We start from the raw sequence: 24,296 nt of genomic DNA on the forward strand, positions 1-24,296 counted from the left end.
ATTGATTACCATAATACTTCTGGGTGTTCTTGTTATTGCACATGAATTCGGACACTTTATTATTGCAAAGAAAAATGGCATCTGGGTGCAGGAATTTGCGGTCGGCATGGGGCCGAAGATTTTTTCCCGCACCAAGGGGGATACGGAATACAGTATTCGTATTCTGCCCTTAGGCGGCTTTTGTCGCATGGAGGGGGAAGCAGAGGACGGCGCATCCAGCTCGACCTCCTTCCTCAGCAAGTCTGTCGGCGCGCGAATGGCAGTTATGGCGGCAGGACCTGTCATGAATTTCCTGCTGGCGTTTCTCATGATTTTCGGGCTGACCTGTACAACCTATACGGCAACGCCCGTCATCAAAGAGGTTCTGCCTGATTCCGCGGCAGCTGCGTCCGGTCTGGAGGTTGGCGACAGGATTCAAAAAATTGACGGAAAAACGATTCATATCTATGATGAATTGCAGTATACATTGCAGTCCAACCACGGGGAAAGCCTGACGCTGGACGTGGTGGATGCCACAGGGACGCATCATAAATATAAGCTGCAACCAAAGCTGGACGAGAAGCAGGGCAGATATCTGATTGGCTTTTCGCCTGAGGTGAAAACAGGGCTGTTTGCCGAAAGCGTGGACGGCTATGCGAAAATGGGCATTGCGGAAACGGCACGTTACAGCCTGTTCGCTATGATAAATTATGTAAAAATGACGGCAGAGGGACTTCTGCGCGTGTTTACCTTTACGGCGAACCCCGATGAATACGGCGGCCCGATTGCAATTTTCAATATGGTTGGACAAAGCTATCAGGCAGGGCTGCAATACAGCATTAAGGCGGCAATCCAAAACGTGGTTTATATCGGTGCGGTGCTGAGTGCAAACCTCGGTGTGCTAAATCTGTTTCCAATTCCTGCGCTGGACGGCGGGCGAATTCTGTTCCTGCTGATTGAGGCGGTTCGCAGAAAGCCGATGGATATTGAAACGGAATCCAAGCTGCAATTTTTAGGCTTCGTTTTTCTGATGGGGCTGATGGCGTTTGTGATTTTCAGCGACATTAAAAAATACATGATTTAAATGAAACGAAACGCCTGATGTAAATTGGGCGTTTTCTGAATTTTGAAAAGGTGAGACTATGGAAAGAAAACTGACAAGAGAAGTTAAAATCGGCAGTCTGAAAATGGGTGGAACGAATCCCATTATCATCCAGTCCATGTGCAACACAGACACAAGAGATGTAGAAGCGACAGTGGCACAGATTTTGGCCTTGGAAAAAGCAGGCTGCGAACTGGTGCGCGTAGCAATTCCGGATATGGCGGCAGCAGACGCAGTCGGCGAAATCAAAAAACGGATTCATATCCCCCTTGTTGCGGACATTCATTTTGACTACAGATTGGCGCTGCGCGTAATGGAGCTGGGCATTGATAAGGTACGCATCAATCCGGGGAATATCGGGGACGAAGCACGCATCAAGCAGGTAGTAGATATGGCGAAGGAAAAACAGATTCCCATTCGCATCGGTGTAAACAGCGGCTCTCTGGAAAAGGAATTGGTGGAAAAATATGACGGCGTAACACCGCAGGGCTTGGTGGAAAGCGCGATGAAGCATGTACATATTCTGGAGAAATTCGGTTTTTATGATATCGTGGTTTCCATTAAGGCATCGGATGTGCCGTTCTCCATCGAAGCGTATCGCCTGCTTTCCGAAGCAATCCCGTATCCCATTCACGTCGGCATTACAGAAGCCGGCACGCCCTATGCAGGCACGATTAAATCTGCTGTCGGCATCGGGACGATTCTTGCCATGGGTATCGGGGACACGATTCGTGTTTCCCTGACAGGCGACCCTATCGAAGAAATCCGCGCGGCGAAAGAAATTCTGAAAAGCCTTGGTCTGCGCCAATTCGGTGTAACCTTCGTTTCCTGCCCGACCTGCGGCAGAACAGAGATAGACTTGATTTCCATTGCGAATGAGGTCGAGGAAAAATGCAGAAGCATACAGAAAAATATTAAGGTTGCCGTTATGGGCTGTGTGGTAAACGGCCCCGGAGAAGCGAAAGAGGCAGACCTCGGCATTGCAGGCGGCAAGGGCGTTGGTCTTGTCTTCAAGAAGGGCGAGATTGTCCGCAAGGTTAGCGAGGACAAGCTCGTTGCCGCACTGATGGAGGAAATTGACCGCATTTAATAATAAATCCAAACGGAAAGGAGGGAGACAACTTGACTGCACAGAAATTTGAACTGGTCTTTCAGAAAATTTCGCTGTCCCTGCCGCTTCTGGAAGCCTTTCAGGGCACAGAGGTACGCAAGCTGACGATACATAAAAAGGAACGTACTGTCAGCATCGAGATTGCCGCAAATAAGATGATTCCCTTGCAAAAGCAGGAGGAGCTGAAGGGTGCGCTTTTAGAGAGCCTTCCGGGGATACAGGCGGTTTCACTTGCCGTTTTCTATGAGCTGACAGATAAAACTCCCGAAGCACTGGCAGCAGGCTATTGGGGAAGCATCAAAACCCTTGTGAGCCAAAAAAGCAAGATTTGTGCAGGTGTAATTGCGGACGCAGAGTGGAGAGTTACGGAGCATAAGCTGCAAATTCTGGTAAAGCATAACATGGCATATTATCTGGCGCAGAAGCATCTGGATGATGCCATTGCGAACATGATTCATACCGAAACGGGCGAAACGCTTCTGGTGCAATTTAAGAATCAGAAAGCAACCGAAGCGGACAGAGCCGCTCTTGAGAACAACAGGAAAAAGAAGTTTGAGGAGCTAAGCCGACAGATTATCACCACACAGGCTGAGGCGGTGCAGGAGAAAGCCAATGCAGAGGTGGCGGCGGTATCCTCCTCCGTTTCCAAGGGGATTCTGCTTGGCAAAGAAATCAACGGCGCAAACCAGAAGATTATTGATACGAAAATTCTCGGGGAAAATGTCATTATCGAGGGCAGTATTTATAACATCGAGCCGAGAGAAATTCGTGGCGAAAAATATATTGTTTCCTTTGATATTACGGATTTGAGCGATTCGACTACAGTGAAATTTTTCGTGAAGAAAAGTGTTTTTGATGCCGAACTGAGCGATAAAATCAAAAAGGGTAAATATCTGCGCGTGCAGGGCGAAGTGCAGTTTGATAAATATACCAAGGAAATCGATATTATGGCGAAAAATATCATGGCTGCCGCCGCGCCTGCTCCCCGTATGGATGATGCGGAGGAAAAGCGCGTGGAACTGCATCTGCATACACAGATGAGCAGTATGGATGGTGTGACACCTGTGAAAAAATATATTGAACGCGCGATTGCATGGGGGCATAAGGCAATTGCCATTACGGACCATGGTGTTGTGCAGGCATTTCCTGATGCGATGAACGCAATCGGCAAATCCGACTTGAAGGTGATTTACGGCGTAGAAGCCTATCTGATTGACGATTTGGGCAGCGTTGTCACCATGCCGCGCGGACAATCTCTGGATGACACCTTTGTGGTATTCGACATTGAGACAACAGGACTTTCCAAGGAAACCGAAAGCATTACGGAAATCGGTGCAGTGAAGGTAGTAGACGGCAAGGTTATCGACCGTTTCAGCACCTTCGTGAACCCCGAACGCCCCATTCCTGCGGAGATTACCAAGCTGACAGGCATTACGAATGAAATGGTAGCCGATGCGCCTGTCATTACAGAAATTTTGCCGAGGTTTCTGGAATTTTGCCAAGATGCGGTGCTTGTGGCGCATAATGCCAATTTCGATACAGGCTTTATCCGCCTGAATGCAGAGCGAAAATGCGGCATTGAAGTAAAAAATACCGTTCTGGATACATTAGAGCTTTCCCGTTCGCTTCTACCGGAGCTGAAAAAGCATAAGCTGGACATCGTCTGTGAGCAGCTGGGTGTTTCTCTGGAGGGACACCATCGTGCGGTCAACGATGCCGAAGCAACGGCGGAGGTCTTTCTGAAATTCATTGACATGCTCGTGGAAAAGGAAATTTATAAGGTGGACGATATCAATGTGTTCTCCAGCCAGACGGTAAATTATAAGAAGCTGAAGGCATATCATGCGATTATTCTAGCAAAGGATTATGTCGGCTTGCGGAATCTGTATGAATTGATTTCGCTTTCTCATATTGATTATTACTTCCGCAGACCACGCATCCCTAAAAGCAAGTTGATTCAGCACAGGGAAGGGCTGATTCTGGGTAGTGCCTGCGAAGCAGGGGAGCTTTATCGCGCGCTTCTGGATAAAAAGCCAAAGCAGGTGATTGAGGAGCTGGTAAATTTCTATGATTATCTGGAAATTCAGCCGCTTGGCAACAACCGCTTTATGATTGAGTCTCCGAAGGTGGAAAGCGTACATTCCATGGAGGATATCATCGCCATCAATAAGCAGATTGTTGCATTGGGTGAGGAGCACAATAAGCCTGTTGTGGCAACCTGTGATGTGCATTTCATTGATCCGCAAGATGCCGCCTTCCGTAAAATCATCATGGCGGCAGAAGGCTTTGCCGATGCGGACAAGCAGGCACCGCTTTATTTCCGCACCACAAAGGAGATGCTGAAGGAATTTACATATCTGGGCGAGGAAAAGGCGAGAGAAATCGTTATCACCAATACAAATAAGATTGCGGATATGATTGAAAAAATCAAGCCCATTCCCGATGATACCTTTCCTCCGAAAATCGAAGGAGCAGATGAGGAGCTGCGCCAGATTTGTATGGATAAGGCAATTTCCATCTATGGCGACCCATTGCCTCCCATTGTGCAGGACAGATTGGAAACAGAGCTGAATTCCATCATCAGCAATGGCTATGCAGTACTGTATATCATCGCACAGAAGCTGGTTTGGAAATCCGTTGCAGATGGGTATCTGGTTGGTTCGCGAGGATCGGTTGGCTCGTCCTTTGCCGCAAATATGGCAGGGATTACGGAAGTAAACTCTCTGCCGCCGCACTATATCTGCGACCACTGCAAATACTCCGATTTTGAATCGGAAACAGTAAAAGCGTTTGCGATGGAGGAGGCAAGCGGCTGTGATATGCCGGATAAGGACTGCCCTGTCTGCGGACATAAGCTTAGAAAGGACGGGCATGATATTCCCTTCCAGACCTTTCTTGGGTTCGAAGGGGATAAAGAACCTGATATTGATTTGAACTTTTCTGGTGATTATCAGCAGCAGGCGCACGCCTATACTGAGGTGCTGTTCGGGAAGGGCAAGGTTTTCAAGGCAGGGACAATTGGTACATTGGCAGATAAAACAGCGTATGGCTTCGTCAAAAAATACTTTGATGCCAGAGAAATCACGCCGCATAATGCTGAAATTCAACGCCTGACAGAGGGATGCACAGGGGTCAAGCGTACCACGGGACAGCATCCCGGCGGTCTGATGGTTGTACCGAGCGACCATGATATTCATGAGTTCTGCCCGATTCAACGTCCTGCGAATGATGTGAATTCGACTGTTACGACAACGCATTTTGATTATCATTCCATTTCGGGGCGTTTGCTGAAGCTTGACCTGCTGGGGCACGACGACCCGACGGTTATCCGTATGCTTTATGACCTGACGGGGGTCAATCCGCAGGATGTGCCTCTGGGCGACCCGGAGACGATGTCTCTGTTTGAATCTCCCAAGGCTTTGGGTGTAACAGAAGAAGAAATCAACTGCAAGACAGGCACACTGGGGATTCCCGAATTTGGGACAAAATTCGTCCGCGGCATGCTGATTGATACGAAGCCGAAAACCTTTGCAGATTTACTGCGTATCTCCGGTCTGTCTCATGGGACGGACGTATGGTTGGGGAATGCGCAGACCCTGATTGAAAACGGCACGATTACGCTAAAGGAAACCATTTCCACACGAGACAGCATTATGATTTACCTCATCAATAAGGGGGTAGAAAAGAAAAAATCCTTTAAAATCATGGAAAAGGTCAGAAAAGGGAAGGGGTTAACGGAAGAGGATATTGCCGATATGAAGGCATCCGATGTGCCGGATTGGTATATTGAATCCTGTCAGAAGATTAAATATATGTTCCCGAAGGCGCACGCAGCAGCGTATGTTATGATGGCATTCCGCATTGCGTATTTCAAAATCAATTACCCCGAAGCGTATTATGCGTCCTATTTCTCAGTTCGTGCCTGTGATGATTTCGATTATTCCTGCATGTGTCAGGGCATTGATGTGGCAAGGGATGCCATTCGCGAAATTCAGGCGAAGGGGCAGGAGGCAACCGCAAAGGATAAAAATAAACAGACTGTTCTGGAAATTGTAGTTGAATTTTATGCAAGAGGGTTCAAATTCTGCCCGATTGACCTTTACCGTTCTGATGCGAAGAACTTCCTTCCGACAGAGGAGGGGCTTCTGCCGCCGTTCAGCTCTTTGCAGGGCTTAGGCGTGAATGCGGCGCAGAGCATTGTGGAAGGGAGAAAGGACGGTGAATTCAATACACTTGAGGAATTGAAGGAGCGCACCTCTCTGGGACGCTCGCTGATTGATCTGCTCAAGGAAAACGGTGTTTTGGACGGGATTCCCGAAACGAATCAGCTTTGTCTGTTCTGATAAATAAAAAAAATAAAAAAGAGGCAAAAGAAAAAGCAGTCTGCGAAGCATTTCGTAAACTGCTTTCTTTTTTTGAAAATTACTTAAAAATAGGCATCCAGCGCATGCTCTGCCAGCTGCTTTTCCGTATTCGCGCGAATGACAAGTCCCAGAACCAGAAGAATCCGCCGTAGCTCTCTGTCCTCGCAGCCAAGCATAATATCCTTCCCATAGAAGGAGTCATCTGCCTTATTTTCCGCCATATTGGCAAGATAAGCATAGGTGCTTTTCTGCAATGCAACAAAGCCTGCGTAAATCGTTTCAATCTGCTGTGCCTGCTTTTCTGCATCCGGCTCTGCCAATGCAACATGAAACAGTACACCAATATCCTTAATGGAAAGGATGGCTTTCAGATGATAAATCATGATTAAAAGCATCAAATGGGTACGGCTATATTTTTTCTTCACCGGAGGGGGGAAAATCTTCGCCTTGGTGTAGTTGTTAATCATGGTTTTTGTAAGGATTTTATCCGTTTCATTTCGTTTATACCGCGCTAAGCCCTTATCCATAAATGTTGTCACCTGATCCATATACAAATCTATGGTAGGAATATCCGCAATCTCGATGACATCCGCGGTGCGAATTTGTGCGGCATAGCGTTCAATCACTTCATTAAATGTGTTCATGGGTTCTCACCTCAATTTCAAAAATATTCATATTCTTCATTATATAGTATTTCATACTATGTCGCAAGTTTTTCTTAAAAAATTTCAGGAATCCCTTGAAATGGCAAACATAATGTGATACTATACCTATATCGCAAGATGTAGTATTAAAAACTACTTGATATAAGGGAGATGAAATTATGGAAACAGTAATCGGGAAAAAAATGAAATTTCGTGCAAGAGATCCGCTTAGCGCACTGACGCATTTCATCGGCTTTTTGGCGGTGATTCCGCCTGTTATCTGCCTGCTGGAACAATCGGAAACAACGGCGCAGGCGGTTTCCTTCGCAATCTTCGGCATTTCTCTGCTTTTGCTATATGGTGCAAGCACAATTTATCATACCCTGTGCCTTGCTCCCGAAAAAATTGCGTTTTTAAGACGGATTGACCACATGATGATTTTCGTTTTAATCGCAGGAACCTATACACCTGTCTGCATGGTAATCCTCCCCGGTATATGGGGAAAGGCTTTGCTTGCGGCAGTATGGGGGATTGCAATTTTCGGCATTTTTATGAAAATCTTCTGGATGAATGCACCGCGTTGGCTCTCTACGCTGATTTATGTCGGCATGGGCTGGCTTGCGGTTGCGGCGTTTATTCCGTTGAAAAGAGCCATCGGCTGGGGCGGACTGGGGATGCTTCTGGCAGGCGGCATTGTGTATACCATCGGTGCGGTGATTTATGCGCTGAAAAAGCCTAATCTCGCGATTCTGAAAAGCTTTGGCTTCCATGAGATTTTCCATGTATTCGTAATGCTTGGCTCTGCTTTCCATATCGCATTTATGTTTTTATATGTTCTGTAATAGTATTTTAATCTTCTTTTCGTTGACAATTTCATAAAAAATGTTAAAATAAAGTATCGGGCATCTTTTCAGATGCCTGACTTTTTTAGCAAGAACGAAAAAACTGCCCTTAAGCGAATGGCTTACTGCGGCAGTTTTTATGTAGAAAAAAGAAGAGGTGAAAAAATGAAAAGACTATGGGAATATATGAAGCCCTATAAAAGGCTGGCGATTTTGGCACCCATTTTAATGCTTTTGGAGGTTGGAGCAGAGCTTGCCATGCCAAAGCTGATGACCTTTATGATCAACCAAGGGGTCGGCACAGGAAACACTGCCATCATTACAAAAACGGGGATTGAAATGCTCGTGATTGCGATTATCGGTATCATCGGCGGCATTGGGTGCTTAATCTGCGCAACACTGGTTAGTCAGAGAACGGGGACAGACCTTAGACGTGCGGCATTCGAAAAGATACAGGAATTTTCTTTCCATAATATTGATACCTTTTCCACACCGTCTTTGATTACCCGTCTGACGAATGACATCACACAGATTCAGCTGGTGATTATGATCTGTCTGCGGATGCTGGTGCGTTCTCCCTTGCTCTGCATCGGCAGTATCATTATGGCATTTTCCATAAACGCAAAAATTGCGGGCATGTTTTTGATTGTGGTGGTTTTGCTTGCTGTTGCAGTTTATCTGATTCTGCGTGTGGCAATGCCAAAGTTTAAAATGGTGCAGGAAAAGCTGGATAAGGTCAATACCGTTATGCGGGAATGTCTTGCAGGGATTCGTGTGGTGAAGGCTTTTGTGCGCCATGATTATGAAGTCGAAAAATTTAATGAGGTCAATCAGGATTATAAAGAAACCACCGTCAGTGCGTTTCGCATGATGCTTTTGATGTCTCCTGTAATGATGATTTTGGTAAACGGCACAATCATTGGGATTCTTTGGTTTGGCGGCTTGCAGACGCAGGCAGGCAATATGCACATAGAGGAAATCATGGCGTGCATTACCTATTTGATGCAGATGATGATGGCAACGATGCTGTTGGCGATGAACTTTATGTTTATTTCCAGGGCAAAAATTTCTACAGACCGTCTGGAAGAAATTCTGGATACGGTTGTAGATATTGCAGACCCCAATAAACCCAAGCAGCCGGCAAGAGCAGAGGGGCGTGTGGAATACCGCCATGTTTCCTATCGCTATAAGCTTGGCAGCGGTGACCCTGTTCTGGATGATATCAGCTTTACGGCAGAGCCGGGGCAGACTGTCGGGATTCTGGGCGAAACAGGCTCCGGCAAATCAACTCTTGTGAACCTTCTGCCCCGATTGTATGACGTAACAGGCGGACAGATTCTAGTGGATGGGATTGATGTGCGCGATTATGCGATTCACGATTTGCGTAAGCGTGTTGCAGTTGTTCTGCAGGAGACCATTCTGTTCTCCGGTACAATTCGTGAAAATATCAAGTGGGGCAAGCCTGATGCAACCGATGAGGAAATCATTGCGGCGGCAAAAGCGGCGCAGGCGCATGATTTTATTATGGAACTGCCCGATCAATATGATACGGAGCTGGGGCAGAGGGGTGTCAATGTTTCGGGTGGACAGAAGCAGCGTATTTCCATCGCAAGAGCGTTGATTCAGAACCCGAATATCATTATTTTTGATGACAGCACCAGTGCAGTCGATTCCCTGACGGAAAAACGGATTCGGCAGGCGATGAAAACCTCTCACAGCGGCTGTACGAAGTTCATCATCGCGCAGCGTATCAGCTCTGTTCGGGATGCAGATAAGATTCTGGTTCTGGGCGGCGGCAAAATCGTTGCAGAAGGTAACCATAAATATCTTATGGAAACTAGCACGGAATATCAGGAAATCCTTGCCTCTCAGATGAAGAAGGGAGTGATGGCAGATGGCGAATGAAAATACAAGAAAACGCCCCGGCGGTCCCGGCGGACCGAGAGGAATGTTTGCGCACGGGAAACCGAAAAACACAGGAAAGACCATCCTTCGTCTCTGCGGCTACCTCGTAAGATTCTGGCCTTTGATTCTGATTTCCGTTATCTGTATTGCACTTACAACCCTTGGTACGGTTTACGCAACCAGCCTGATTGGTGTTGCGATTGATAAATATATTTCCGTATTCGATTTTACAGGACTTTGGAGGATTTGTCTGGAGCTGCTGCTGATTTATCTGACAGCCTCTTTTGCAACATGGCTTTACAGCTATCTGATGTTGAAGGTAGGGCAGGAAACGGTTGCGACGCTCCGCAGGGAAATTTTTGAAAAATTCCAAAGACTGCCTCTGAAATATTTTGACAAAACCACACATGGTGAACTAATGAGCCGTGTAACAAATGATGTTGATAATATTTCCATGTGCCTGAACAGCAGCATTTCGCAAATTCTGCAAAGTATCCTGACCGTTATCGGCACCTTTGCCATGATGCTCTATCTGAGTATTCCGCTGACAATTGCGACCATTGTAACCATTCCGTTAATGCTTCTTGTGACAAAATGGGTAACAAGCCATTCCAGAAAATACTTCAAGGCAAAGCAAGAGGAGCTTGGTAAGCTGAACGGGCATATTGAAGAAATCATTTCCGGACAGAAGGTTGTAAAGGTATTCAGCCGTGAGGAAGAAGAAATTCATAAATTTGAAAAGCTGAACGATGCACTGCTTGCAAAAAGCGTACGCGCGGAGGTTTTCTCCGGCTCCATCGGGCCTATTATGACGGCAATCAATAACATGACCTACGCCATTGTGGTTGCGGTCGGCGGTATTCTGATGGTTATCGGCAACGGCATGACATTGGGGATTATCTCCAACTTCATCATTTATTCCAAGCAGTTTGCAAGACCGCTGACGGAACTTGCCAATCAGGTGAATACGATTCTCTCTGCTATGGCAGGGGCGGAGCGTGTGTTTGAGGTTCTGGATGAGGAGGAAGAAAAGCCTGATGCTCCCGATGCTTACGAAATGGGCGAAATTGAAGGGGATGTTGAACTAACGGATGTCAGCTTCTCCTATGAGAAAGGACATCCCATTTTGAAGCACATCAACCTCTACGCAAGGCCGGGGCAGACCATTGCCTTTGTCGGCCCGACCGGCGCAGGAAAAACTACAATTATCAACCTGCTGACGCGTTTTTACGATATCGACAGCGGCTCCATCACCATTGACGGGCATGATATTTATCAGACCAAGCGGGACAGCCTGCGTTCTGCCTTGAGTATCGTTTTGCAGGATACCTATCTTTTTACCGACTCTATCAAGGAGAATATTCGTTATGGCAGACTGAACGCAACAGACGAGGAAATCAAGGCAGCGGCAAAGCTTGCCAATGCACATGAATTTATCCGCAGACTGCCTGATGGCTATGATACCATGCTGACGGACGGCGGCGGCAACCTCAGTCAGGGGCAGCGGCAAATGATTTCCATTGCACGCGCTATTCTTGCCAATCCATCCGTACTGATTCTGGATGAAGCAACCAGCAGTGTGGACACCCGTACAGAGGTGAAAATTCAGGAGGCAATGCACAACCTGATGAAGGGCAGAACAAATTTTGTGATTGCACACCGCTTAAGTACCATCAAGGATGCGGATTTAATCGCCGTTGTAGAGCATGGGGAGATTATTGAAAGAGGCAATCACGAGCAGCTAATGGCGAAAAAGGGCTTTTATTATAACCTGTATACAAATCAGTTTGACCAAAATGAAGCAGTATAACAAAAAACCTGCATAATGTAGATTGTATTCTTTTAAAAATTCCCCAAAAATGCTTGATTTATTTTGGTGAATATGATATAAATGTATTTGTATAAAGACACTGATGAGGAAAAATAAGCTTTTTCATTTTCTTACAGAGAGCCGTCGGTTGGTGCGAGGGGGCAGAAAAGAGAAGCAAAACTGGCCTCGGAGTTCTGTTCTGAAAATGTATGACATGAGTAGGATGCAGCGGCAGCCGCCGTTATCGGTTTTGAGCGTGCTTGCTTTTTCGGCAGGCAAACTAGAGTGGTAACACGGAGTATCCCTTCGTCTCTAACTGAGACGGAGGGATTTTTAGGTTTCACAAACAAGAAAAATCAAAAAACACTGTTTTTTAAGGAGGAATTTACTATGGAAAGTCGCTATGATTTCAGAACGATTGAAAAAAAATGGCGTGCAGAATGGGAAAAAAATCCCATCAACAAGGAGGATGCTGTAAAGCCCAAATTTTATTGTCTGGATATGTTCCCTTATCCTTCCGGCTCTGGTCTGCATGTAGGTCACTGGAGAGGGTATGTGCTTTCCGACGTTGTCAGCCGTTATAAGGTGCTGCAGGGCTATCAGGTATTGCATCCCATGGGCTGGGACGCTTTCGGTCTGCCCGCAGAAAACTATGCAATCAAAACGAATACACACCCCAGAGTTTCCACAGATGCGAATATCAAAAACGCAAAAAGACAGCTGCATGAAATTTCTGCAATCTATGACTGGGATAAAGAAGTAGATACCACAGACCCCAAATATTATAAATGGACACAATGGATTTTTGTGCAGATGTTCAAAAAGGGTCTGGCTTATGAAAAGGAAATGCCTTTGAACTGGTGTCCCAAATGTAAATGCGTATTGGCAAACGAAGAGGCTGCCGGTGGTGTGCATGAACGCTGCGGTACTGTTGTAACAAAGAAAAACCTGCGTCAGTGGATGCTGAAAATCACAGCATACGCAGACAGACTGCTGGAGGATTTGAATAAGCTGGATTGGTCTGATAAGGTAAAGAAAATGCAGACCGACTGGATTGGCAAATCCTATGGTGCTGAGGTTGATTTCAAGCTGACAGGCTCTGATGATAAAATCACTGTTTACACCACAAGACCGGATACACTGCACGGCTGTACCTTTATGGTGCTGGCTCCCGAATATGAAGGTCTGGCTGCATTGACAACCGCAGAGCAGAAGGATGCCGTAGAAAAATACTGCTACGAAGCATCTACAAAATCTGCCGTTGACCGTATGACAAATAAAGAAAAAACAGGCGTATTTACGGGCTCCTACTGCGTGAACCCCGTAAACGGCAAGGAAATCCCTATCTGGGTTGCTGACTATGTACTGGCTGATTATGGTACCGGTGCAGTAATGTGTGTACCTGCGCATGATGAACGTGACTTTGATTTTGCGACAAAATTCAAACTGCCCATCATCCCTGTTATCCTGCCCGAAGGCGAGGATGAAGGAAAGCCTCTGACGGAAGCTTACACAGGTGACGGTATCATCGTAAACTCCGGCGACTGGAACGGCATGAAGGCATTCGATGCAAAGAAGAAGATTCCTCACCTGATGGAGGAAAAAGGTTGGGGCAGAAAGACAACCAACTACAAACTGCGTGACTGGGTATTCTCCAGACAGAGATACTGGGGCGAACCCATTCCTCTTATCCACTGCGAACACTGCGGCACCGTTCCTGTTCCTGAGGATCAGCTGCCCGTACTGCTGCCCGATGTAGAATCCTATCAGCCCACAGAAACAGGCGAATCTCCTCTGGCGCATATCGATGAATGGGTAAACACAACATGCCCTGTCTGCGGCAGACCTGCAAAGCGTGAAACAAACACAATGCCTCAGTGGGCAGGCTCCAGCTGGTATTTCCTGCGTTACACAGACGTTCATAACGATAAGGAGCTGGCAAGCATGGATGCATTGAAGAAATGGGCACCCGTAGATCTGTATGTCGGCGGTATCGAACATGCGGTTCTGCATCTGCTGTACGCACGTTTCTATACAAAATTCCTGTATGATATTGGTGCAGTACCCTTCGATGAGCCCTTCACAAAGCTGTTCAATCAGGGTATGATTACAAAGAACGGCAGCAAGATGTCCAAATCTCTGGGTAACGTTGTTTCCCCCGATGAACTGGTTGAAAAATACGGCTGCGACTCTCTGAGAATGTATGAACTGTTCGTAGGTCCTCCCGAACTGGACTGCGACTGGGATGACAGCGGTATCGACGGTGTATTCCGTTTCCTGAACAGAGTATGGAAGATGGTTTATGCAAATAAAGCTTCTGATAAGGCTCCTTCCAAGGATGAAGAATATATCGTAAACAAGATGATTGCAGATGTTACAAAGCGTGTGGAATCTCTGGCAATGAATACTATCGTTTCCACCTTCATGGAATCCACAAATAAACTGATGGATGTAGCGAAGAAGGAAGGCAGTCTGTCCAAGTCCACTCTGGAAACATTGACTGTTATGCTCGCTCCCTTCGCACCCCATATTGCAGAAGAAATGTGGCACGAACTGGGTCATGAAAATACAGTATTCGAAGCAGGCTGGCCCGAAGCTGACGAAAGCAAGCTGGTTCAGGACAGTGTAGAAATCGCATTGCAGATTGGCGGCAAGCTGAGAGGTAAAATGCAGGTTGCAATAAATGTCTCCAAGGAAGAAGCGATTGCACAGGCAAAAGAAGCACTGGCATCCAGACTGGAAGGTAAAACAGTTGTGAAGGAAATTTACGTTCCCGGCAAAATCATCAATCTGATTGTAAAATAATAAACTAAAAAAGCATAGCAAAAAAGGCGAGGGAGAAACAATTTATTTCTTACTCGCCTTTTTTGCTATGCTTTATATAATTTTATTTCAAATGTGTATGCATATATTCTTCGCGGATATCCTGCGGAACAAGGCTGCCGCCTGTTGCCCAAGGGATATGTGTTGCGTTTGCCATTTTATCCTCCAGACCCATTTTCTTGATATAAGCCTGTACCTTTTCATCCTTCAGCATGATAGGGCCCCAGAAGGATGCACAAGCAGAGGGTTCAATAAAGATATCCTCTGTTGCAACCAGATCACGCATCAGGTCATAAATATGATAGTCCTCCAGAGACATCTCGCCGGAAAGCAGATGCTCCATCACGCCGCCGACAAAGCCGGAAGGACGGCCAACTGCCAGACCGTCTGCATGGGTCAGACCGGAAAGACCGAAATCTTTTACGCAGACTTTGTTTTGCAGACCGGATGCCATGCCGACTAACATGCAGGGTGCCTGTGTAGGTTCGGTAAAGAATACATGCACATTATCTCCGAAAAGCTTTTTAAAGCCGAAAGCAACACCGCCGGGTGCGCCGCCAACGCCGCAGGGAATATAAACGAACAGAGGATGCTCTGCATCCACAATGATATTCTTTTCTGCAAACTGCTTTACGATACGCTTTGCCGCTACCGCATAGCCAAGGAACAGCGTTACGGAGTTTTCATCATCAACGAAGTAGCTATTGGGATCGGCATCGGAATTTTTACGCCCAACCTCAACTGCCTTGCTGTAGTCATCCGCATATTCCACAACCTCTGCACCTCTCTGGCGAAGCAGGTCTTTCTTCCACTGCTTTGCATCTGCGGACATATGTACGATTACATGGAAGCCCAGAGCCGCACTCATGATACCGATAGACATACCCAAATTGCCTGTGGAGCCAACCTGAATTTTGAATTTGCTGAAAAATTCTTTGAATTCATCAGAAGCGAATACGCTATAGTCATCATCCTTCTTGAGCATACCATGTTCCAGAGCCAAATCCTCTGCATGCTTCAGCACCTCATAGATACCGCCGCGAGCCTTTACGGAGCCGGAGATTGCCAGATGGCTGTCCTGCTTTAAGAACATTTTGCCGGGGATTTTTGTGTCATAATGCTCCTCCAGCTTTTTCTGCATATTGGGAATATAGGTCAGAGGAGATTCAATCAACCCATTTGTGGGGATGGTTTCAGGAAATTTCTTCATTAAGAAAGGTGCAAAACGCGCCAGTCTTGCCTCTGCATCATCAATATTCGCCATTGTGATATTGATTTTTGCCATTGCATCCTCAGTTTTTTCCAGATTTTCGTTAATCCATACAACTTCCTTGCCTTCTGCAACTTCCTTCAGCAGATCAGCATTTTTGCATTTTTCTAAAAGTTCTTGATTCATACAAAAACCTCCTTAAAATATAGAGATATTTATTTTGCCCCTTTATTTTAGCACAGCAGAGAACACGCCGCAAGGGGAATGTATCTATCATAGAACAAGAGAAGAGAAACAAAAAGGATTGACAGAAAAAGTCATAGCTTGTAGAATAAAAGGACAGATGAAAAGTTTTTATACAACTGAATAAGGAGGGTTTTTATGGAAAGAGTAAGGCAATTTTTTTCTGCAATCCTGGCAGGTATGCTGATTGGCATGGGGGGAACCGTGTTCCTTTCGCAGTCAAATCCGGTAGTCGGCAGTTTTTTATTCGCCATCGGTTTATTTACCATCGTGGTGTTTCAGCTGCATCTGTTTACCGGGAAGGTTGGCTACACGCCCTTCAACAAGCCTGTGTATCTCATTGAGCTGGTGGTCACTTGGTTGGGGAACCTTGTTGGCACATGGATTACAGCAACAATGGTACGAAACAGCCGTATTTATGAGGGAATGGCTGAACGGGTTGCGGGCATGGCTGAAGTGAAGCTGTCGGATGATTTCACAAGTATTTTTCTGCTTGCGGTCTTCTGCGGCATGCTGATGTTTATTGCGGTGGATTGCTTTCGCAATGTGCAGGGCTCAACCCTGCGGTTTATTGGTGTTTTCGTTCCCGTTATGGTATTTATCCTGAGCGGCTTCGAGCACGTTATCGCGAATATGTTCTATTTCAGCTTATCCGGAACATGGAGCGCACATTGCTTTGTTGTCGTTCTGGTGATGACATTGGGGAATGCCGTCGGCGGAATGCTGATTCCGATTTATTTAAAGGTATTTAAACAAAGATGATGAAAAATGAGGGAGGTATCACACCTTCCTCATTTTTTTGGAGATAAAAACAGAGGTGGAACTATGAAAGATTTGAAAGAAATTGTTGAACCGTTGATTCGGTGGTTTCGGGAAAATAAAAGAGATTTGCCATGGCGACAAACAAAAGACCCATACGCTGTATGGGTTTCGGAAATTATGCTCCAGCAGACGAGAGTTGAGACGGTCAAGCCGTATTATATACGCTTTTTGCAGACCCTGCCGACTGTAAAGGATTTAGCGAATGCGGATGAGGAAGTGATTCTCAAGCTTTGGGAAGGTCTGGGGTATTACAGCCGTGTCCGCAATATGCAGAAGGCGGCGATACAGATTATGGAAGATTTCGGCGGCGTGTTTCCTGCAAATCAAAAGGATTTGCTTTCGCTCAAGGGCATTGGGCCTTATACGGCAGGAGCGGTCGGCTCGATTGCGTTTGGTCTGCCGATTCCTGCGGTAGATGGGAATGTTCTGCGTGTAATGTCGCGCATTACAGCAGATGCATCGGATATTTCCTTACAAATAACAAAAAAAGAATGGGAAAGCCGTCTTGCAGAAATCATGCCGCAGGAGTGTGCTGGGGATTTGAATCAGGCATTGATGGAGCTTGGCGCAATGGTTTGTCTGCCGAACGGCGCGCCGAAGTGCAGCGTATGTCCTGTTCGGGCGAGCTGCATGGCATATTGCAAAAATCAGACAGCAGTGTATCCCGTAAAGGCGGAGAAAAAACCGCGTACATTAGAATATCTGAACGTATTTTTCTGCGTAGATGGGGAGAAAATTGCGATTGGCAAACGCCCGAAAAATGGCTTGCTTTCGGGACTTTGGGAGCTGCCGAACGGACAGAGAGACATCGCGCCGCCTATTACATTGCAGAAAATGGGCATTTTAGAGGCTGAGCTGCTTCCTATGAAGGGGCAAAAGCATATTTTTACGCATGTGGAATGGCACATGGACTGCTATTTCGTAAGGGTAACAAAAAAAACAGAATCCGATTTGCTTTGGTTGACAAGAGAAGAAGCTGAAGCACAGTATGCACTGCCTTCTGCCTTCAAAAAAATATGGGCGGAAGGGTTGAAACAGATGAAATAGGTCTGTATTTTCGTTACAGTGTACAAAAAAAATATAAAATTTACTGTTAAATAATAATAATTATCGGTTGTTTTTTATGCTTTTGCGCGTTATAATAAAAAAGAATAAGACATAGAGGAAAGATAGGATAAGGAGAGTGCGAATTTATGACAGCTGTCAGAATTGCGAAAGCGGAAGATAAAAAAGCGTTTTATGATCTTTGGAAAATCTGCTTTGGTGACAGCGATGCCTTTTGCGATTGGTTTTTCGTAAACCGCTTTGCGCCTGATTATTCTGTTGTTCTGGAAACGGAGGGCAAAATTGTCAGTTGTATGCAGGCGTTTCCGTATATGCTTTGGATACGCGGAAGGGAAATTCCGGGAGCGATGCTCTGTGGTGTTTCTACCCATCCGGATTATAGAAAAAAGGGCTACATGGGGCAGATTTTCACCTATGAAATGAAGCTTCTGCGCGAAAAGGGTTGTCTGGTTGCACCACACACACCTGCGGTTTTGCAGAGCTATTTTCCCTTCGGGCATTTCCCTGTTGCGGATGCAGCGTATCTGACCTACGACGGTATGCATGCAACAAAAGGAAATGTAACGCTTGCTCCTGTTACAGAATTGGATTCGTTATTTCCGCTTTATACAGCATTTGCTAAAAAATACAGCGGTATGGTTTTGCGCACCAAAGAGGATTTCCTGCGTAAAGCGGCAGATTATGCTGCGGACGGGGGGAAATGTGCTGCATATATTAGAAATAACGAGATAAAGGGCTATGCTTTTTATTATAAGACAGAAACGGAGCTAACCTGCGTGGAAGCGGTTGCTGATGAGAAATGCTATCCCATGCTAATGGAAGGGCTGCGCAAGGAAGCAGATGGTCTGGTATTTTCTGCAAAGCTGCCGCCTGAGATGAAACTTCCCTTTGCAAAAACCGAGAGGAAACAGAAGGGCGTGATGGGACTTTGCAATGCGTCTGCACTGCTGCAGGCGTTGCAGCTTGAGCTGCCGTATGCGTTCCGCCTGACGGATGCTGTCATTTCTGAAAATAATGGTATATTTAATTTTCAAGGGGAGCCCTCCGCGGAAACTCCTGTTTTTGAAATTTCCGCAGGGCATCTGTTACAGGTGCTGGTGGGATATCATTCCTTTGCTGAAATAAGAAATGAATTGAAAATTTTCGATGAAGAAAAATACAAGGAATTGGATGCTTTTCTTCCGAAACAAAAGTGTTATATTATAGATGAATATTAAAAATGGAGGCAGGCCTTATGCCAAGATGTTTGGAATGTGAAAAAAATAAGACAATAGAAGAAACAAAAAACAATGCAGCAGAAACCGCTGAACTGATGTTCAAGCCCTTCGCATTAGAGGACAAAGCGCTGATTGATTCCTACACAAAGCCTTGGAATCTACAGTGCTCCGATCTTTCCTTTGCAAATCTCTTTATCTGGGGCGCAGATGGGAAAATGGAATATGCAGAGAAAAATAATGTGCTGTATATCAAGCTGGAATTTAAGGGAGTTCCCGTATTCCTCTGGGCACCTATCCCCAAATACGGCGTAGAAGTAGATTATCGCAAAGCAGTTTACGAGGGGATTGATTATATGAAAAAGCGCGGCGTGGAGCCGACCTATCGTTCCGTCTGGACTGTGTTTAAGGATAAAATGCTGACGGCATGCCCTGAATTATTCTCCATGCCAACCGATATTGCATGGGATTATGTATATACCAGAGAAAGCCTCGCAACATTGAAAGGGAAAAAGCTGCACGGCAAACGAAATCATATCAATAAATTTCTGTCGAAATATCCTGATTATGAATACAGAAGGCTTGACAAAAGCATGATTGCAGACTGCATAGCGTTATATGACCATTGGATGGATGAGAAAACAGGCGAGGATGCGCAGGAAATGGCGGACGAAAGACGCTCTGTTGAATTGGCATTACAGAATATGGATGCGCTGGGACTGACAGGCGGTACGATTTATATTGACGGAAAGTTGTGCGCTTTTACGATTGGTGAGCGCCTGCATCCGCAGATGCAGCTGATTCATATTGAAAAAGGGGATACAGAGTATGACGGTATCTTCCCGATTATCAATCAGCAGTATGTTTTGCATGAATGTGAGGATGTGGAACTGATTAACAGAGAAGAGGACATGGGCATTGAAGGGATGCGTAAGGCGAAACGTTCCTATAACCCTGTAAAAATGATTGAAAAATATCTTATCAGCACCAGAGATTTGCGTGAAGAAAAGGGTATCTGGGGCAAAGAGGAAGCATAAGAAGCAGAATAAAATGAGTCGGAGTTGAAATATACTTCGGCTTTTTTATATTCCGAAGAAAATTCAAATTTTTTATATTTTTTTTCAATTTGGTGTTGACAAATACAGACTTCTAATTTATAATGATTATCAGATAACAATAATTTATCAATTTAAATAGAAAACAATAAAAGAGAGATTTCAAGGAGGAAAAAGTTATGAAAAAATTTGTATGTTCCGTATGTGGTTATGTTCATGTTGGCGATTCCGCTCCCGCAGAATGTCCTATTTGCCATGCTGGCGCAGATAAGTTCGTAGAACAGAAGGACGGCGAATTGGAATGGGCTGCTGAACACGTTGTAGGCGTTGCACAGGGCGCAAGCGAAGATATCATGGCTGACCTGAGAGCAAACTTTGAAGGTGAATGTACTGAGGTTGGTATGTATCTGGCAATGGCAAGAGTGGCACACAGAGAAGGCTATCCTGAAATCGGTCTGTACTGGGAGAAGGCTGCTTTTGAAGAAGCTGAACATGCTGCAAAATTTGCAGAGCTGCTGGGTGAAGTAGTAACAGATTCCACAAAGAAGAATCTGGAACTGAGAATTGACGCTGAAAACGGCGCAACAGCAGGTAAATTTGACCTGGCTAAGAGAGCAAAGGCTGCAAATCTGGATGCAATCCATGACACAGTACATGAAATGGCGCGTGACGAAGCAAGACACGGCAAAGCATTCCTGGGTCTGTATAACAGATACTTCAAATAATCAGAATACAAAAATTCAGAGGACGGGAGAAATCCCGTCCTTTTTGTGGTATAATACCCACGGATTTGTCCGTGGGTTAGCCGCTTACAGCGTCTATCTGCTGTTTTCACAGCAAATTCTACAATTCGCACAGGCAGAGCCTGCTCATACCATGCCTTGCGGAAGAAAATATTTGCTTCGCAGCTGTTCTCTTCCCCTGCAAACATGGTACAATAAAAGCAAAATCAAGGAGGTGCTTTATGGCAGAATTCAAGCAAAATGAGATTTATTTTGGGTTTCGGTTACAGAAAATCGAAGAAATCAACGATATTCACAGCACAGCGTATCTTTTTTCTCATGAAAAGAGCGGTGCGCGCTTATTATATCTGAAAAATGCGGATCACAATAAGGTTTTTAATGTGGCATTCAAAACGCCGCCTGAAAATGACTGTGGTACGCCGCATATTCTGGAACATTCCGTGCTTTGCGGTTCGCGAAAGTATGAAGCAAAGGACCCCTTTAATGAACTGGCGAAGGGGTCTCTGAATACCTTCCTCAATGCCATGACCTATGCGGATAAGACGATGTATCCTGTTGCAAGCTGCAATGAAAAGGATTTTCATAATCTGATGGATGTGTATCTGGATGCGGTTTTCTTTCCGAAGATTTATGAGAAAAAAGAGATTTTCCGGCAGGAGGGCTGGCGTTATCTTCTGAATGAAGAGAAAAACACACTAGATGTAACGGGTGTTGTTTATAACGAAATGAAGGGTGCGCTTTCTGATCCGGAAAGCCTGCTGAGTGGTGCAATTTCCCGCTCAATTTTCGGTAAAACCACCTATGGCTATGAATCCGGTGGGCTGCCTGCTGCCATTCCCGATCTGACCTATGAAAGCTTTTTGAATTTCCACCGGAAGTATTATCATCCTTCCAATGCGTATTTCTATCTTTACGGAGATATGGAACCGATGGCATGCTTGCAGCATATCAGTGAGGACTATCTGGATGGCTTTGAAAAAAGTGATGCCTTGCCCGTGATTACAGAAACGGAGTGTGTGCAGAAGGGAAAGCTGCTGCATGAAACCTACCCTGCGGCGGAGGAGGGCGAAGAGGGCGGTTCCTTCCTTGCCTACAGCATAAAGGCGGGCAAATGCACAGACCCTGAGCGTGTGATGGCATTGCAGATTCTTTCCTATATTCTGCTGGAAACGAATGCGTCTCCCTTAAAAACAGCTCTGTTGGATGCAGGCATTTGTCAGGAAACAGAGGGATGGTTTGATTCCTCAACCTATGAAATGGTATTCAGTATCATTGCAAAAAATGCGGATGTGAAACAGGCGGATGCCTTTATCAGAATCATTGATGCAGAATGGAAGCGTCTGGCTACAGAAGGTCTGCCTGTGGATTTAGTCAAGGGTGCTTTACGAAAATTTGATTTCCTGCTGCGTGAGGAGGATTACGGCTCTACGCCGAAGGGACTGATTTATGCAACCAGATTGATGAAGCGTTGGCTGCATGGCGATGACCCCTGTGATAGCCTACGGCTGTTATCTGTGATTGAGCGGCTGAAAAAGGACGAGGGATACTTTGAACGGTTGCTGACAGAGGTTTTTCTGCACAATGAAGAAAAAACATATCTTGTTTTTACTCCCGAAAAGGGAAAGGCGCAGAAGGATGCGCAGGCTTTTGCAGAAAAGATGGCTGAACGAAAATCTGCTATGACCTACGCAGACCTTGCGGAAATCAAAGAGGATTCCAAAAAACTGGAGCAATTCCAGACAAAGGCAGATACACCTGAAATTCTGGCGCAGATTCCATTACTGGAAATTTCTGAGATTGATAAAAAGCCGCAGCTTGTGCCGTATAATGCGGATACAGCCGCAAAATTTCTGCATGTGCCGCTGGAAAGCAATGGGATTCTGTATCTTAAGCTGATGTTTGATATCTCTGCCGTGCCACAGGAATTGTTACCGTATACAGGGCTTCTGACAGAACTTCTTGGCAAGCTGGATACGGAAAAATATTCCTTCCAGACACTGGCAACCGTGAAAAACCAGATTTTCGGTGATTTTTCTTTGCATAACAATACCTATAATAGCCACGCGGCGGATTATCGCGCTTTTGTGACCGTAAAGGAAAAGCTGCTCAAAGAGGATTTGGATGCTGCGATTGCCATGACAGAGGAAATTCTTTTCCACACAAAATATGATGTAGTAGAAAGTATGAAAAAAATCGTGAAATCCGCGAAAATCAAAGGGGAAAATGAACTGCTGAATCAGTCCCATTATTTTGCAATTTTCTACGGCGGCAGCAATCTCTTTCCGGCACTGCGTATTGAGGATATCACAAGCGGCATCCGCTATTATCGATTCCTCTGCGAGATAGATGCACAGTTGGAGCAGGATGCAGCACCTGTCATTGCGAAGCTGAAAAAAACGGCAGATCTTCTCTTTACACAGCGGAATCTGGAGGTTGCTCTGGGCTGTGAGGAGAGTGAAAGGGCGGTTGTACAGACAAAAATCGACACCTTCCGTCAGAAATTACCTGCGAAGGAACAAAAGCATTTTGTATACAATTTTGATTTGAAACCCGAAAGGGCAGCCTTCGCCAATGCAGGCGGCGTGTTATACAACACAACTTCCTTTGATTATCAGAAGAACGGGTTGGCATATCATGGGAAATATCAGGTATTGAAAACCATTATCAATCTGGAATATCTCTGGAATCAGGTGCGCGTACAAGGCGGCGCGTATGGCTGTGGCTGTCAGTTTATGCGGAGCGGTTTCAGTTATTTTTATTCCTACAGAGACCCCAGACTGACGGAAACCTATGATATTTTCAAGGGACTTGCGCAGCAAATCGAACATTTTGATGCGGATAAACGGGAAATGATAAAATATATCCTTGGGACAATTAACACGCTGGATCAGCCGAAAACGAATATGGAGCAGCTGAATCATGCCATCGGCAGATTTTATAAACAGCTGACGGATGCGGATTTTCTGCAGGAACGCACTGAAATCCTACAGACAACCGCTGCGGATATTCGTGACTGCGCAGATTTGCTGCGGTGTGTCGATTGCGAAAACGTATGCAGCATCGGTAAGGAACAGAAAATCAAGGAAAACGAAAATCAGTTTACAAGAATAGAATCTTTAATTTAAAACTAAAAACTGATTTGAAACAAAAGAAATGAAATAGGAAGAAAGTGTCTGTGAAATATTTTTTGCAGACACTTTTTGCTATAGCAAAAATATGATAATCTGTAAGAAGTGGCTTGATATTCATGGAAAAGGGGAAATCTGTATTTATTCGCAAAACGATACTTTTACGAAAATATTGATATTATTTGAGACTTGACAGCTGCTATAGCAATATTTTATTTACATAATAAAATTATGGT

Annotated in this window: 15 protein-coding genes and 1 other annotated feature; of the genes, 13 read left to right on the forward strand and 2 right to left on the reverse strand. The window is 45.4% G+C overall.

The annotated features are described in order from the left end of the window. Position 1 precedes the first annotated feature (1 nt). Genes GPK49_RS02795 through GPK49_RS02805 form a run of 3 tightly spaced genes read left to right on the forward strand, consistent with a single transcriptional unit; the run spans position 2 to position 6,535 of the window. Entirely contained in the window at positions 2–1,063 is a 1,062-nt protein-coding gene (locus GPK49_RS02795) for a M50 family metallopeptidase (protein WP_215676662.1), read from the forward strand. Between the two features lie 58 nt (positions 1,064–1,121). Beyond that, complete coding sequence (gene ispG / locus GPK49_RS02800) at positions 1,122–2,171, forward strand: flavodoxin-dependent (E)-4-hydroxy-3-methylbut-2-enyl-diphosphate synthase (RefSeq protein WP_016408445.1); 1,050 nt, start codon at positions 1,122–1,124, stop codon at positions 2,169–2,171. Positions 2,172–2,203: 32 nt separating this feature from the next. Continuing rightward, positions 2,204–6,535, forward strand: coding sequence for a PolC-type DNA polymerase III (locus GPK49_RS02805; protein ID WP_016408444.1), 4,332 nt, complete (start codon positions 2,204–2,206; stop codon positions 6,533–6,535). Between the two features lie 83 nt (positions 6,536–6,618). On the opposite strand, the gene GPK49_RS02810 is transcribed toward GPK49_RS02805, so the two are convergent. After that, positions 6,619–7,200, reverse strand: a complete 582-nt coding sequence (locus GPK49_RS02810; RefSeq protein WP_016408443.1) for a DUF1836 domain-containing protein — start codon at positions 7,198–7,200, stop codon at positions 6,619–6,621. Positions 7,201–7,379: 179 nt separating this feature from the next. On the opposite strand from GPK49_RS02810, the gene trhA reads away from it, so the two are divergent. The 4 genes from trhA (at position 7,380) to leuS (ending at position 14,562) form a co-directional block, all read left to right on the forward strand. Next, positions 7,380–8,042 (forward strand): PAQR family membrane homeostasis protein TrhA, encoded by a 663-nt coding sequence (gene trhA / locus GPK49_RS02815; RefSeq protein ID WP_318283821.1) that lies wholly within the window; start codon positions 7,380–7,382, stop codon positions 8,040–8,042. A gap of 165 nt (positions 8,043–8,207) precedes the next feature. After that, positions 8,208–9,947 (forward strand): ABC transporter ATP-binding protein, encoded by a 1,740-nt coding sequence (locus GPK49_RS02820; RefSeq protein ID WP_215676663.1) that lies wholly within the window; start codon positions 8,208–8,210, stop codon positions 9,945–9,947. After that, the gene (locus tag GPK49_RS02825) at positions 9,937–11,757 is read left to right on the forward strand and encodes an ABC transporter ATP-binding protein (RefSeq protein ID WP_215676664.1); all 1,821 of its coding nucleotides are present in this window, start codon (positions 9,937–9,939) and stop codon (positions 11,755–11,757) included. Before GPK49_RS02820 ends, GPK49_RS02825 begins: the two co-directional genes overlap by 11 nt. 91 nt (positions 11,758–11,848) lie before the next feature. Then, positions 11,849–12,074: a binding site (T-box leader), on the forward strand. Positions 12,075–12,147: 73 nt separating this feature from the next. Further along, positions 12,148–14,562 (forward strand): leucine--tRNA ligase, encoded by a 2,415-nt coding sequence (gene leuS / locus GPK49_RS02830; protein WP_215676665.1) that lies wholly within the window; start codon positions 12,148–12,150, stop codon positions 14,560–14,562. A gap of 82 nt (positions 14,563–14,644) precedes the next feature. On the opposite strand, the gene GPK49_RS02835 is transcribed toward leuS, so the two are convergent. Then, on the reverse strand, positions 14,645–15,976 hold the full coding sequence (locus GPK49_RS02835) for a D-serine ammonia-lyase (RefSeq protein WP_215676666.1): 1,332 nt from the start codon (positions 15,974–15,976) through the stop codon (positions 14,645–14,647). A gap of 195 nt (positions 15,977–16,171) precedes the next feature. Here GPK49_RS02835 and GPK49_RS02840 point away from each other — a divergent pair, with 195 nt between their 5' ends. The 6 genes from GPK49_RS02840 to GPK49_RS02865 all read left to right on the forward strand — a co-directional run bounded on the left by GPK49_RS02840 (position 16,172) and on the right by GPK49_RS02865 (position 24,057). Beyond that, positions 16,172–16,795 carry a formate/nitrite transporter family protein gene (locus GPK49_RS02840; protein ID WP_215676667.1) on the forward strand — a complete coding sequence of 208 codons (624 nt, stop codon included), beginning with the start codon at positions 16,172–16,174 and terminating at the stop codon, positions 16,793–16,795. A gap of 63 nt (positions 16,796–16,858) precedes the next feature. After that, positions 16,859–17,902, forward strand: a complete 1,044-nt coding sequence (gene mutY, locus GPK49_RS02845; protein ID WP_215676668.1) for an A/G-specific adenine glycosylase — start codon at positions 16,859–16,861, stop codon at positions 17,900–17,902. 146 nt (positions 17,903–18,048) lie between these two features. Next, complete coding sequence (locus tag GPK49_RS02850; protein WP_215676669.1) at positions 18,049–19,137, forward strand: GNAT family N-acetyltransferase; 1,089 nt, start codon at positions 18,049–18,051, stop codon at positions 19,135–19,137. Positions 19,138–19,154: 17 nt separating this feature from the next. After that, positions 19,155–20,171, forward strand: a complete 1,017-nt coding sequence (locus GPK49_RS02855) for a DUF2156 domain-containing protein (RefSeq protein WP_215676670.1) — start codon at positions 19,155–19,157, stop codon at positions 20,169–20,171. Between the two features lie 197 nt (positions 20,172–20,368). Then, positions 20,369–20,914, forward strand: a complete 546-nt coding sequence (locus GPK49_RS02860) for an NADH peroxidase (RefSeq protein WP_215676671.1) — start codon at positions 20,369–20,371, stop codon at positions 20,912–20,914. A 239-nt stretch (positions 20,915–21,153) separates the two neighbouring features. Further along, positions 21,154–24,057 (forward strand): insulinase family protein, encoded by a 2,904-nt coding sequence (locus GPK49_RS02865; protein WP_215676672.1) that lies wholly within the window; start codon positions 21,154–21,156, stop codon positions 24,055–24,057. Positions 24,058–24,296: the final 239 nt, after the last annotated feature.

It is taken from the genome of Clostridium sp. MCC345 (genome assembly GCF_018785345.1).
Taxonomy (GTDB): domain Bacteria; phylum Bacillota; class Clostridia; order Lachnospirales; family Anaerotignaceae; genus Anaerotignum_A; species Anaerotignum_A faecicola.

Excerpts from the sequence above, each read along its gene's own strand:
- ispG (WP_016408445.1), top strand. The coding sequence starts at position 1,122 with ATGGAAAGAAAACTGACAAGAGAAGTTAAAATCGGCAGTCTGAAAATG.
- GPK49_RS02810 (WP_016408443.1), bottom strand. The coding sequence starts at position 7,200 with ATGAACACATTTAATGAAGTGATTGAACGCTATGCCGCACAAATTCGC.
- trhA (WP_318283821.1), top strand. The coding sequence starts at position 7,380 with ATGGAAACAGTAATCGGGAAAAAAATGAAATTTCGTGCAAGAGATCCG.
- GPK49_RS02820 (WP_215676663.1), top strand. The coding sequence starts at position 8,208 with ATGAAAAGACTATGGGAATATATGAAGCCCTATAAAAGGCTGGCGATT.
- GPK49_RS02825 (WP_215676664.1), top strand. The coding sequence starts at position 9,937 with ATGGCGAATGAAAATACAAGAAAACGCCCCGGCGGTCCCGGCGGACCG.
- leuS (WP_215676665.1), top strand. The coding sequence starts at position 12,148 with ATGGAAAGTCGCTATGATTTCAGAACGATTGAAAAAAAATGGCGTGCA.
- GPK49_RS02835 (WP_215676666.1), bottom strand. The coding sequence starts at position 15,976 with ATGAATCAAGAACTTTTAGAAAAATGCAAAAATGCTGATCTGCTGAAG.
- GPK49_RS02840 (WP_215676667.1), top strand. The coding sequence starts at position 16,172 with ATGGAAAGAGTAAGGCAATTTTTTTCTGCAATCCTGGCAGGTATGCTG.
- mutY (WP_215676668.1), top strand. The coding sequence starts at position 16,859 with ATGAAAGATTTGAAAGAAATTGTTGAACCGTTGATTCGGTGGTTTCGG.
- GPK49_RS02850 (WP_215676669.1), top strand. The coding sequence starts at position 18,049 with ATGACAGCTGTCAGAATTGCGAAAGCGGAAGATAAAAAAGCGTTTTAT.
- GPK49_RS02855 (WP_215676670.1), top strand. The coding sequence starts at position 19,155 with ATGCCAAGATGTTTGGAATGTGAAAAAAATAAGACAATAGAAGAAACA.
- GPK49_RS02860 (WP_215676671.1), top strand. The coding sequence starts at position 20,369 with ATGAAAAAATTTGTATGTTCCGTATGTGGTTATGTTCATGTTGGCGAT.
- GPK49_RS02865 (WP_215676672.1), top strand. The coding sequence starts at position 21,154 with ATGGCAGAATTCAAGCAAAATGAGATTTATTTTGGGTTTCGGTTACAG.